Genomic DNA, 12,753 nt, shown 5'->3' on the forward strand with positions numbered 1-12,753 from the left:
ATCGCGATAAAAAGCCTGTCAATTAGACGGGCTTTTTATTGACTTAATTCAATGCTAATCTTGATAAAATCGAAATACAATTCTAATCATTTAATAGCAAAATTGACCCAACTCATTTATTGTCAACATTACTATGATGTTCAATCTATCATTTAGTTAACGATAATCGATTGACCTCTACCACGAATATCTGACACCGCTTCGGGTTTATTATCGTGAATTTTAATTACTTGAATATCACCGCTAAAATCTTGTTGCACAAAGCGATATCCCATGTTTTCTAACTCTTTTTTAAACGCTTTCGGTACTGTTTTTTGAAAACGTTCAACATAAATCACATTATCGGGCAATAATTGATGATGATAACGTACTGTATCGACTGCATCTTTTAATGACATATGATTATCAAAAACATTAGCCACAACTTGAAAAATAGAGGTAAAGATGCGCGAACCACCAGGGGTGCCTATCACCATTTCTACATTATTATTTTTGATAAATAGAGTTGGAGACATGGATGACAATGGGCGTTTATTGGGTTCGATGGCATTTGCATCATTACCGACCACACCAAATTGATTGGCAATACCAGGCTTGCTACTAAAATCGTCCATTTCATTATTGAGTAAAATACCTGTACCCTTAACAACAATAGCCGAACCGAACCAACCATTTAAGGTATAAGTATTTGATACTGCATTGCCCCACTTATCAACAATTGAAAAATGCGTAGTTTGTAACTTTTCATGTTCCCAATCTAAACCGGGTTTCACTTGCTCAGTTTTCGAAATCACAATAGGATTAACTTGTTTGGCTCGTTCAACTAAATATTGTTGATCGATAAGTTTTGCAACGGGTACACTGACAAAATCAGGATCGCCCATATATTCAGCGCGATCAGCAAAAACACGTTTTTCAATTTCAGCTAATAAGTGGATATATTGCGCAGAATTGGGTTTCACATCTTTAAACTTGTCTGCTAATGTTTGCTTCATTAATAATAGTTGGATTAATCCAATACCACCTGAACTTGGTGGAGGAGCGGTTATGATTTGCATATCATGCCAATTGGCTATCAAAGGATCACGCCATTTTATCTGATAATTTGCTAAGTCAGTTTCAGTAATTAAACCGTTATTATCTGCCATTTGATTGGCAATCAGTTTGGCTATTTCACCTTTATAAAAACCATCACGTCCATATTGAGCAATTTTATTTAAAACATGACCCAATTCAGGTTGTTTAAATAGTTTATTGGCTTTCATACTACCAAAATATTGCTTAAAATAATCGTTGTTTGGCGCAGTCACAACCGCTTCTTGATAACGTTCAATAAGTTGCGGTGGGACAATAAAACCCTCATTAGCAAGGCGGATTGCTGGCGCCATCACTTCTTGCCAGGTTAATTGACCAAAGCGTTGATGAACAGCCCACATACCGGCAACCGTACCCGGTACACCAGAAGCTTGATGAGAATAAAGACTTAAACCAGGGCTCACTTCATTATTACTATCTAAAAACATGGTTTTATAGGCATTATGGGGGGCAACTTCACGATAATCGATAAAATAAGGTTTTCCATCCATCCAAAGTGTCATAAATCCACCACCGCCAATATTGCCAGCCTCAGGATAGGTCACGGCAAGGGTAAATGCAGTAGCCACGGCGGCATCGGCTGCATTTCCACCTTTTTCAAGTATTTCCTTCGCTGCCATAGCACCATAATTATCCGGTGAAGCAACGGCGCCTGCTTTAAATGTTTGTTGATGAGTCTCAACAGCAAGCACTTGCTGAGATACCAATAAAAACAAAGCAAAACAGCAATACTTAATGAACAGATTTTTCAAATAGGACATACAACACCTCCTGCTAAATACATGATAACTTCCCCCACTTTTGTCGCTAGGCATCGTTATTATTAATGTGAAAAGCGAGTCAAAAATTGAAGAGGAGGAATAGATGAATATAGCATAGAAGATTTATGCATTGAGTAAATTATGTTCAGTGATTGTTAATGGACGTATTGATAATTCAACACAATTTTTAGTTTGCAAAACCTTTTCAAAAAAAATCACGATTAATGAATGATTAATCGTGACTTAAATTAACACTTATAAATTGATAAAACGATTATACTCGTTTATTTTTAATGGGCTTCGCCAACTTCTTGAACATCATCAACAGGTTTGCCTTGCTCTTCTTTAAATAATTTATTGTCATAAAGTTTAACAAACGGAAGATAGATAAATAGCGCTAAAATAGCAGACAGTATCGCAACAATGGCCGCCTTATAATCTCCACCTGTCCCGATAAAGGCGCCTAATCCCATTGGTGACGGCCAAGGAACTAAAGCAATAATGGGATTCATAATACCCGAACTAATAGCAAAGTATCCTAACGTTCCACATGCCATTGGCGCTAAAAAGAAAGGTAAAGCTAAATAGGGATTATAAACAATGGGCATACCAAAAATAATCGGCTCATTAATATTAAATATGGCAGGAACAGCGGACGCACGACCTAAAATTTTTAACTGGCTTGATTTAGCAAAAAAAGCAATAAAAAACGTCATTAACAGTGTCGAACCTGAGCCACCTAAAATGACTAATGAATTATTAAATTCACCCGCGAATGGAATATGTGCACCTGCGGTATTTTCGGTCATATTGGCTAACATAATTGGCGTAATAAACGCCCCAATAATGCTTGCCCCGTGAATACCTACAACCCATAATGCATGGATTAAAAAAAGAATAACCATAATTCCTAACCAACTTTTGGTTAAGTTAGTCACAAACGTAAACGGAATACTGACAATATCAAAGATATCTGTCCCCATAAACACTAAAAAGCCATTTAAAATAATGATACAAAAAGCAATAACAAACGTTGGAATCAACGCCGTAAAGGAGCGTGAAACACCTAATGGTACGGTTTCGGGCATTTTAACAACCCAATTTCGTCTGACACATAAAAAATAAAGATGCGTGGCGACTATTGCCATGACAATAGCAATAAAGATCCCCGATGTGCCTAAGCGAAACACGAAAGGCGTTAAACGTAGACCATTAAACACAAGGTTACTTTGATCACTGAGTAATGTAATCACTCCATTTTGCATGACTAATTCCGGTAAAGTCATAAAAAATGCAAAAGCCGATAACATTGCACCGTTAAGGGCATTCACTTTTAAGCCTGTCTCTTCCGCTTCAATTTTTGTTAATTCATAGCCCACAACAAAATTAAAATAGAGCGCTAAAATACCGATTGTAGCGGTATTGGCAATCATATACAGATCACTGACCCGAAAAAACGTATTTTCAAAAAAACCTTCTAAACCCGTGAATGTCATTGGCAAGGTATTAAAAACTAAAAACATAGAGCCAACAATTGAAAAAGGTACTGATGCCATACCGGCAGCCATTACCGCACGCACAATTTTAAATTGTGATATTTTTGCCATTGGTGTCATTAAATACTTTTGTAAAAACACAAATCCGGTATTCATTTTGTTTTCCTCATCTAATTAATAATTTCTTCATAAGCTTGGATTCGTTTAAAATGTTTATCCTCGTTACGTTGAATTTTTGCCAATCTTTTAAGCATTAAAAAAGCGATTACACCACTCCCAATTAGTAGCCCCATGATCGTATTTAAAACAGGTTGCGAATCTTTTAAAAATGGAAAAAAGAGATGAAATAAAGATGTATAAAGGGTGATAAATAACACGCCACACATTAAAAGCATCATTTGAAAAAATAACTTAGCAAATGGCAGAAAGTTATCATGATTGCGATAAAGCTTTACTTGTTCAAAAGCGGTTAATGCACCCAAAATAACAAGCGTAATAGGTAAAATAGCGGTGTAGGACTTCGAGCCAAGCAAAAAAACAGCCCAGTAAAGATTCAAAAATAGCAAAAAAGCAGTCGAGTAACGAATCGTTAAAAAACGATTAAAATAAAGATTGGTTAAACTCAATTTTTTAGACTTATCTAATTGGGCGTTTATCATCATTGCTTAACCTCTTTAGTTAGCCGATAGCTGATCACATCTTTGGTATAAAAATGACATCTCAATTGCAATTTCACGCATTGTCATGGTTGTCATTAAATGGTCTTGAGCATGCACCATAATAATTTCCATTTCGATTTGCATACCATTGGCATAAGATTGCAGTAATTCGGTTTGAGATTGATGGGCTGCTAAAATTTCATGATTAGCCTCTTCAAGAAGTTGATTAGCCTGATCAAACTTGGCTGCTCGCATTGCCTGAAAGGCTTCATGGATTTTGGTTTTGGCATTGCCACTATGCAAAATAATATTAAAAGCGACTAGTTGAATATCTTCTGAGCTCATTTTTGAAATCATTGTTACGCTCCCTTTTCTATAAGTTTAATAAACAGTGATTTAAATTCGGAAAAAGTTTGGCATTGTAATAACTGGTGTTGCATCGCTGAGTCATCAATCAAATTGACGATTGCTTTTGTCATCATTGCTAAAGAAGGATTTTGATAAACAGACGGTGAAATAAGAAAAATAAAGCGAATATCAGGGTGATATTTATCCCAATAGACACCATGAGGAATCAGCGCAATCCCCATTTTAGATAATCTTCCGACAGGAACAGCAGGATGCGGTACCACAATGTTAGGACTAAAAAAGATATCCCCCAACGCCATTCGTTTAGCCATTTGTTTAATCATCTTTGATTTATAACAACAGGCTTCATTGAGCGCTAAACGCTCCAATAAAAGATCTAAAATATCGTCTTTCGTTAATGGACATTGGCAATAATAAAAGTAATCAGCAGTCACCTCTTCAACGACTTGCTCAAGATAGGACAAATGATTTTTTTCATTGACGATATGAGTCGATGACATCGTGTTCAGATTGGATGAAGTTATGACATGACGTGAAGAAAGATAACGCCGAATTTTTTGCACATCTTCTTCAGTAAAAAAAACAGAAACATGAAAAACCGGAATTTTAAAGACTTTAGCAGAAAGATCGACGGAAGAGATAATAAAATCCACTTCGTTTAACATGTCGGGTTCAATTTCATAATAGCCTCGGGTATCAATAATTTTAATACGCTCATCAAATTCACACTCGACCCGATTTTTTAAAAGCTGAGCGCTACCCAATCCGGTTGCACAAATAATTAATACTCTCATTTTTTGCGCATTTTTCAGTTTTTCAACCGAAGCCAAAAAGTGCAGGGCTAAATAACCCCATTCATCATCAGAAACAGTTAACTTAGTTAAATTAGGGAGTTGTTTAAAATAGTGCTTAACTAAGTCAAATAATTCGGGCGAGCAGGTTTTGATCTCATTCAGTAATGGATTTTCAAGTTTGATATTTTGCGCTAACCTTACTAACATCGGTTTTAAATGTTGAACCAAGCCATTTTTTAATTGCTCATCTTTCAAAAATTGATAGCCTGTTTCAAGCTGAATCTTAAGTAATAAATCGGTTAACATTAAGCTCAGTTGCGCATCTAAATCTTGTTGGATAAAGTTAGATTTACTCATCAAATGCAAGGTTAAATACATCTGTTCTTCTTTCGGAAAAGCAAAACCAATTACTGTCTCAATGCGATCAATTATTTTTTTCGCAACGTGAAATTCCAATGAACTTTTAGTTGTTTCTGGCATATCCAAATTTTGAATGGTCAGACCAGATTGTAAACGTTTAATGCTTAAAGAAAGATGCAACACAATATTTTGCATCATCACATCGGACAATTTTATGTTTGCTTCACGACACTCATCTAAAATAATAATGGTTAACGTGTCAAAACTGATTGCATCACTAAACTTATTTAAATAAGTTAAACGCTGCAAAAAGTTCATGGATTCTTCATGAAAAAAATAGCTCATAATAAAATGACGTTTGGCTTTTTCTGCACCGTCCACATAAAATAGCTGTTTATTTTTCTTTAAAGTCAGTTCGAAGGGGTGAAGCTGATTTTTTATTTCCAGCATATCTTTATTGAGTTGTGATGAACTAATAAATAACTGTTCGGATAATGCTTCAATATCGATTTTTTGACATTCCAGTAATAGCAGATTAAGAATGTAGTGTTTGCGGTGACAGACTTCCCGTATATTGGCTTGTTCTTCATGCCGATCTAATAAATGATGTTCAATCAAAAACGAATTAAACGCCGTTCTATCCAAGATTTGCAATTGATAACCATAGCCTTGTTTACTGACAATTTTGGCGCCATTACATTCAATCAATGCTTTTAAATCGTTAAGATAAGTACGAACAGTTCTATCGGATAATGATAACTCAGTTGCCAGCAACGCACTGCTTTTAAACTGATTTTTTGAGCCGACTAATAAGCTAATAAGATCGCGTTGTTTATTTTTAATCATTATCATCCACACCTATAACAGCTAAAAAGATAAAGAATAGTGTGGTTGCTTTAGTTTGCTAATCAGACACACTCTAAGCAACATCGCCGGGCGCCGACCCTAAAACGGTCAAAAAACGGCGCCCAATACTGAAAACAGCAATGATCTAAAACTATTGGATATTTTCCTCAATCAATTTCGCTAATTGTTCAATCCCCGAAGGGGTAGGGATATAAGCTTGAAAAGGAATACTGACAACAGGCTTACCGACTTCATCGCCCAATTTTTTGAATTTATCTAACATCATCATCGTTTGTGGACTAATTAAAAACAGGGAAAAATCACTATTTTTAATCATATTACTGCCTTCGGTTGCTGAAACAGCATCAACTGAAATCGCCTTATTTTTATTGGTAAAATATTCGGTTGCTTTTTTTGCCATTAACGATGAAGACATACCAGCAGCACAAATAATTAACGCTTTTTTCATAGCTTCTCCTAAAAAGTTGTTATCCATAAAATGGGTTATAAATCAAAATTCTTATAAAATTTCACCATTTGACTCAATCACTTTTTTATACCATGCAAATGAATCTTTGCGACTACGTTTTAACGTGCCATTCCCTTTGTTGTCCTTATCGACATAAATAAAACCATAACGTTTTTCCATTTCGCCCGTGCCTGCTGAAACTAAATCGATACAGCCCCAAGGGGTATAGCCCATTAAGTCAACACCGTCTTGCAAAACAGCCAGCTTCATTTGCTTAATGTGTTCACGCAAATATTCAATACGATAATGATCATGTACTGCACCATTAGCCTCGACTTTGTCATAAGCACCAAAACCATTTTCCACGATAAATAACGGCAAATGATACATATCCGTAAACCAATTTAATGCGTATCGCAATCCTTCAGGATCGATTTGCCAACCCCAATCCGATTTTTTGACGTATTGATTACCGATCAAATAGGTTTTTTCATTAAATTCATAACGATCGTTGCCTGCTTTATGTCTGATCGCATTGGACATATAATAACTAAAGCCAATATAATCGACGGTGCCGTTTGCCAGTACCTCTAAGTCTTGGCTGGTTACATCTAACTTAAAGCCTTTATGCTGCCAATATTTGATAATATGATTTGGATATTGACCATGGACATGCACATCGGTAAAAAAGTATTTACGTTCCATGACTTTTTGCGCCATTAATATATCACTCGGCTTACAGGTTTCGGGGTAGATAGGTACAAAAGCAATCATACAACCGATTTGAAAATCGGGATTGATCGCATGACCAATTTGCACGGCTTTAGCACTGGCAACTAACTCATAATGAGCCGCTTGATACATAATTTCTTCACGATTATCGCCTGCTTGATAATAAATCCCTGAATTGGTAAATGGCGCAAAATCCTCATCAAAGTTGGCTTGATTATTAATTTCATTAAACGTCATCCAATATTTGACTTTATCTTTATAACGATCAAAACACACTTCGGCAAAACGAACGAAAAAATCGATTAATTTTCGATTACGAAATCCACCGTATTCGGTGACTAAATAATAAGGCAATTCAAAATGAGAAAGGGTAACAACTGGCTCAATATTATATTTTAAACATTCATCGAAAAGATCATCATAAAACTTCAAGCCTTCTTCATTTGGCGCAAGTTCATCACCTTTAGGAAAGATCCGTGTCCAAGCAATTGACGTTCTAAAACATTTAAAGCCCATTTCAGCAAAGAGTTTAATGTCTTCTTTATAATGATGATAAAAGTCGATGGCTTCATGATTAGGATAATACTCACCTTCAATAATTCCTTCGGTAATTTTACGATAACTTTTTGGCGAACCAACGGTCATGACATCGGCAACACTTATTCCTTTTCCACCCGCTTGCCAAGCCCCTTCTAATTGATGAGCAGCAACCGCTCCTCCCCATAAAAAATCTTTTGGTAAACCTTTATTATTCATAATCAAGCACCTATGTTTGTTGACGATTCAAATTTAGTATAAAAGGAAAAATAAAGAATTACTAACCAACATTTTCCGTATTGATAAGGAAAATATCAGTGCAATATGGCAGGTTTAGCAAAACAGCAAATACAAGAAAGGAGAAGATAAAGCATGAGGAAAATAAATCAATTATAGTTGCTAGATATCAACCACAACGCTAAAAGAAATTCACACTATATATTGATCATCACAATAGAAATCGGTATTAACCATAAAAGAGTCTATTTGACTGAGTAAGAGCTTCAGATTTGACAAAATATCACACTAGATTGAACATATGAATAAGCCAACTATCATAGTTGGCTTTAGTATTGTTCTAATACTCAATCATATTGATAATATTATTTAGCTACCCATTTGCCGTTTTCATCTTTATGATAAAGTTTTTCAACTGCCGACCAAGCAACACGAAAGGCAACTTGCTCAGGCGGACTATTGTCTCGTCGTTTTTTCGGATCTTGGTATTCCTTAATCGCACTATTAAATGCCTCTTTAAATATATCTTGAGCATGTTCTGGCAGTACATGACGTACGGATTCAGGTAAATCATTGCGTGTTTTGTATGGCATATCACATCCCCTTTAAAAATGAATCATATATAATTGCAAAATTAATGGTAATGATGGGTAAATAGCATTTAAAACGACTTACTAAGAATTTAGATGTTTTTATAGTCAAATACAAGCAGATTTTAGCAATACATAATCAATATTTAATATTTTGCAGTTGTTTATAAACAAGATTAATGTTAATAAAAAAGTAAAATTAAACACAAAGTATTAGATAGGTAATGATCTGTGTAATGTATTGATTAACATTGATTATTTTTTCGATAATTAAATAAAATTGCCTAAATAAAAAAATTTTAAACGAAAATCAATCTTTACAAAATAAAAAAGTTTTTACTCAAAGTTATGTAATTATTGATTAATTAAATTAAAAAAGTTATTTTAATACTATTTTGTTTTTTATTTATCCAGATTTTTAACACTATTAGAATTATTATAATAATTTATGGTGGTAAATAAGTGCTATTTAGGTTGTAGAATTAATAAGGAAAGCAGATGTCATTAACGGATATAGTTTCAGCAGGGCTTGATGCTCTAACCAGTACGGTGTCTCATAATCGTTACTTACTCAAACTTGATGAACTTGACATGACCGATACGATATCGGTTTTTTCGGTCGTCATTGATGAACAGTTAAATCAGCCTTGGCGCTATACCATCACTTTCACAAGTCCCAATCGAGCTTTATCCGTTGACAGTATTTTAAATAAATCGGCTTCATTCTCTTTTTTGCCAGAAACAGAAAAACTAATGGATATAATATTTGATTCATCATCTATTACAAAGCAAGTTTTTGGTGTCATAACCGCCTTTAGTTTAATATCAATAAACCAAGAAGAGGCACATTACCAAGTTGTGTTGGAACCAAGGCTTGCGCTACTTAACAATAGTCGAGGTAGTGCAATTTATCAAAATCAAAGTGTAATAAGTGTCGTTGAACATCTATTAAGACAACACGGTTTAAATGGTATTGATTATCGACTTGATTTAAGTGAAAGCTATCCTGCTCGAGAACTGATTACTCAATGGCAAGAAAGTGATTTGGCTTTTATTCAAAGATTATTATCGGATGTTGGAATTAGTTTTTACTTTGAAACGCATCCAGAACATAATTGTGATGTTGTCGTATTCAGCGATCAAGACCAACATTTTAAAGAATATGGCTCAATTATTCATCAAAAACCAAGCGGAATGGGCGATGGTGGTAATTTCAGTGTATGGGCGCTCACACCACAAAGTAAAATGGTTAATCAAAATGTTATGGTTAATGACTATAACTATCGTAATGCAAAACAAGACATGTTTTCGCAAGTCAATACGGCATTAACTGAAACTACCACTTATGGCACTGAGTACCATTACGGTGAAAACTATAAACATCTATCAGAAAATACAGACAGCAATGAAATTGAAAGCGGGCAATGGTTTGCTACTATTCGTCATCAGCATAACATATCGCATCAACGTATTATTCAGGGTAAATGCAATAATTATAATCTAGCACCCGGTCAACGATGGTTTATTATAAACAGCGAAATCGATGACATCGATGATGGGATAATTATCTTAGCGATTACAGGTAATGGTGATCGGAGCAACGCTTACGAAATAGAGTTTACCGCTATTGCGTTTGATGTTTTAAAACCTTATCGACCACGTCCATTACCTATGCCCAAAATTGGAAATACCTTGCCAGCCCGAATTACAAGTCCAGATAATGATACATATGGTTATATCGATGAACATGGGCGTTATCGGGTCAAATTCAACTTTGATTTAGCAAACTGGCGTAGTGGTCAAGAAAGTTTATGGGTCAGATTTGCCAGCCCCTATGCTGGAAGCCAATATGGTTTTCATTTTCCGTTAATTGATGGTACTGAAGTGGCTATTGCCTTTACAGATCAAAATCCAAATCGCCCTTATATTGCATTTGCATTTCATGATAGCGCGCATCCTGATCCTGTTACAAATCTTAATAAACATCGTAATGTGATTCGCACACCCACTAACAACAAATTGCGAATGGATGACAAACGAGGTCAGGAGCATATCAAACTCGCAACCGAATATGGCAAAACACAATTAAATATCGGGCATCTTGTCAACAGTAATAAAGAGCAACGAGGGGAAGGGTTTGAACTTCGTACCGATATGTGGGGAGCGATTGCAGCGAACCGTGGATTGTATCTGACCAGTCAAACAAAATCCAAAGCGCAAGGCAAACAGCTAGACATGCAAGGGGCAATTTCTGAACTGGAAAATGCGTTATCGATAGCTAAAGCACTCCAAAATGCGACGGAACAAGCACAAAGTCATGTACCTGATGTTGATTCCCAGCAACAATTACAAAGCGCAGTATCTAATATGTCACAACCGGGAATTCTCGCTTATGCACAAGAAGGGATGGCTTTAACCAGTTCGGAAAATATCCAACTCACAACCAAAAATAGTGTAACAGTGACAACGGCAAAACAGACGGATATTTCGGCGTTGAAAAATATTACCTTAACTACCTCAGAAGCGATTAGTTTAATGGCACAAAAATCGGGAGTGAAAGTTATTACTAATCAGGGTGATATCGATGTGCAAGCTCAAACAGACCAAATAGCGTTAGCGGCAAAACAAAACATTCAAATTGATAGTGCTAACAGTCATGTCGACTTTTCTGCCGCAAAAACACTCAAGCTTATTTGTGGTGGTTCGTATATCAAAATAAGCGAAGCTGGGATTGAGTTAGGCACCCAAGATAATATCTATCTTAAAAGCAATGCGATGCAAAAAATGTCACCAGCAACCGAAACCAGAACTATTAAACTAAAATCAAGTAATTTAGATATTAAAAGTTGTTCCGAAATGGATTAAATATGCTTAAAGAATTAAATAAAAGAGCCAGTTTTAATAAATATCGTTATCTTTTAATTGATAATTTAGTCGCTCTAAATTCGGTCAGTCCATTATCACGTAGAGGATTACAGAGTTTATATGGTGAAGATAAATTATTTGGCGAAAAAAAACTTACTACGGTTTTACGCACTGATCTAGATTATGATCCAAGCGTATGCCCGACATTAGTTATGCTTGCTGAACCTTATCAATTTTTAGAACAAGCAGTCATTGATAAAATCACAATGCAAGCCTCGGTTGAATGTTTTTGGTCAAAACGATATATCTGTGCATTTATTGTCACTGAACTTAAACCATCAATATTGGCAAAGCAGATTATTAATATTGGAAATCACATCGCTAAAACATTGCGACGACATTATTATCCCTTTTTTGAACCTTTCCGGATGCAGTTTTTACATGAACTTGGTTCAAACCAAGACAACGCATGGCTTAAAGCGCAATTTTCACAAATTGAAAACTATTATTATCCGTCAATTCACAATGGCGAATTTATTCCTTATATAAGCGATGACGAATCAACAATAGAACAAGGTTGGAGTACGGAATACTGTGAGCATTTAAAAAAATTAAGGGTCATTCGCACGCTTGTTAATGCATGGGCAAATAACCGCACACAATTTGAAGAACAAAAAAATGTGCCACTTGAAAAGCAGGTAATTATACAGGCAACGCAATTGATTGAACAAGCTGACAGATTAGGCTTAACCGATGCTGCCGATATTCTTTTTTGGGGACTAAATGGATTAAGGTATCACTATATGTTTACTACCCATCCAGAAGTACTGAAACAGATACCTAAAGCCCAACTGGCGCCCGGTACATTTTCTAAACATGTCATTGACGCCAAGATTAACCTTGAAAGCCAAATCCATTTATTAACAGAATAAAGAAAAATAAA

The 12,753-nt window shown here is 35.5% G+C and carries 10 protein-coding genes; 2 read left to right on the forward strand and 8 right to left on the reverse strand.

The features are described from left to right. Positions 1-152: 152 nt before the first annotated feature. From ggt to GYM75_RS02970, 8 genes are all read right to left on the reverse strand, one after another. Positions 153-1,856 carry a gamma-glutamyltransferase gene (gene ggt, locus GYM75_RS02935; RefSeq protein ID WP_220216679.1) on the reverse strand — a complete coding sequence of 568 codons (1,704 nt, stop codon included), beginning with the start codon at positions 1,854-1,856 and terminating at the stop codon, positions 153-155. Between the two features lie 290 nt (positions 1,857-2,146). Beyond that, positions 2,147-3,508, reverse strand: a complete 1,362-nt coding sequence (gene celB / locus GYM75_RS02940; protein WP_220216680.1) for a PTS cellobiose transporter subunit IIC — start codon at positions 3,506-3,508, stop codon at positions 2,147-2,149. 14 nt (positions 3,509-3,522) lie between these two features. After that, on the reverse strand, positions 3,523-4,014 hold the full coding sequence (locus tag GYM75_RS02945; protein ID WP_220216681.1) for a hypothetical protein: 492 nt from the start codon (positions 4,012-4,014) through the stop codon (positions 3,523-3,525). 12 nt (positions 4,015-4,026) lie between these two features. Next, positions 4,027-4,368 (reverse strand): PTS cellobiose transporter subunit IIA, encoded by a 342-nt coding sequence (locus GYM75_RS02950; RefSeq protein ID WP_220216682.1) that lies wholly within the window; start codon positions 4,366-4,368, stop codon positions 4,027-4,029. A gap of 2 nt (positions 4,369-4,370) precedes the next feature. After that, complete coding sequence (locus tag GYM75_RS02955; RefSeq protein ID WP_220216683.1) at positions 4,371-6,380, reverse strand: BglG family transcription antiterminator; 2,010 nt, start codon at positions 6,378-6,380, stop codon at positions 4,371-4,373. Between the two features lie 151 nt (positions 6,381-6,531). After that, on the reverse strand, positions 6,532-6,849 hold the full coding sequence (locus GYM75_RS02960) for a PTS cellobiose transporter subunit IIB (protein WP_220216684.1): 318 nt from the start codon (positions 6,847-6,849) through the stop codon (positions 6,532-6,534). A 51-nt stretch (positions 6,850-6,900) separates the two neighbouring features. After that, complete coding sequence (locus tag GYM75_RS02965; protein WP_220216685.1) at positions 6,901-8,337, reverse strand: 6-phospho-beta-glucosidase; 1,437 nt, start codon at positions 8,335-8,337, stop codon at positions 6,901-6,903. A 383-nt stretch (positions 8,338-8,720) separates the two neighbouring features. Further along, positions 8,721-8,948, reverse strand: a complete 228-nt coding sequence (locus GYM75_RS02970) for a ChaB family protein (RefSeq protein WP_220216686.1) — start codon at positions 8,946-8,948, stop codon at positions 8,721-8,723. A 495-nt stretch (positions 8,949-9,443) separates the two neighbouring features. Between GYM75_RS02970 and GYM75_RS02975 the strand changes: the two genes are divergently transcribed. Together GYM75_RS02975 and GYM75_RS02980 are read left to right on the forward strand one after the other, a co-directional pair. Continuing rightward, complete coding sequence (locus GYM75_RS02975; RefSeq protein ID WP_220216687.1) at positions 9,444-11,810, forward strand: type VI secretion system Vgr family protein; 2,367 nt, start codon at positions 9,444-9,446, stop codon at positions 11,808-11,810. Positions 11,811-11,812: 2 nt separating this feature from the next. Further along, positions 11,813-12,742 carry a hypothetical protein gene (locus tag GYM75_RS02980; protein WP_220216688.1) on the forward strand — a complete coding sequence of 310 codons (930 nt, stop codon included), beginning with the start codon at positions 11,813-11,815 and terminating at the stop codon, positions 12,740-12,742. The last annotated feature ends 11 nt before the right edge of the window (positions 12,743-12,753 follow it).

The sequence above is a fragment of the Gilliamella sp. ESL0441 genome (assembly GCF_019469185.1).
In the GTDB taxonomy this organism is placed as follows: domain Bacteria; phylum Pseudomonadota; class Gammaproteobacteria; order Enterobacterales; family Orbaceae; genus Gilliamella.

Excerpts from the sequence above, each read along its gene's own strand:
- GYM75_RS02965 (WP_220216685.1), bottom strand. The coding sequence starts at position 8,337 with ATGAATAATAAAGGTTTACCAAAAGATTTTTTATGGGGAGGAGCGGTT.
- GYM75_RS02955 (WP_220216683.1), bottom strand. The coding sequence starts at position 6,380 with ATGATTAAAAATAAACAACGCGATCTTATTAGCTTATTAGTCGGCTCA.
- GYM75_RS02950 (WP_220216682.1), bottom strand. The coding sequence starts at position 4,368 with ATGATTTCAAAAATGAGCTCAGAAGATATTCAACTAGTCGCTTTTAAT.
- GYM75_RS02980 (WP_220216688.1), top strand. The coding sequence starts at position 11,813 with ATGCTTAAAGAATTAAATAAAAGAGCCAGTTTTAATAAATATCGTTAT.
- GYM75_RS02970 (WP_220216686.1), bottom strand. The coding sequence starts at position 8,948 with ATGCCATACAAAACACGCAATGATTTACCTGAATCCGTACGTCATGTA.
- GYM75_RS02975 (WP_220216687.1), top strand. The coding sequence starts at position 9,444 with ATGTCATTAACGGATATAGTTTCAGCAGGGCTTGATGCTCTAACCAGT.
- celB (WP_220216680.1), bottom strand. The coding sequence starts at position 3,508 with ATGAATACCGGATTTGTGTTTTTACAAAAGTATTTAATGACACCAATG.
- GYM75_RS02960 (WP_220216684.1), bottom strand. The coding sequence starts at position 6,849 with ATGAAAAAAGCGTTAATTATTTGTGCTGCTGGTATGTCTTCATCGTTA.
- GYM75_RS02945 (WP_220216681.1), bottom strand. The coding sequence starts at position 4,014 with ATGATGATAAACGCCCAATTAGATAAGTCTAAAAAATTGAGTTTAACC.
- ggt (WP_220216679.1), bottom strand. The coding sequence starts at position 1,856 with ATGTCCTATTTGAAAAATCTGTTCATTAAGTATTGCTGTTTTGCTTTG.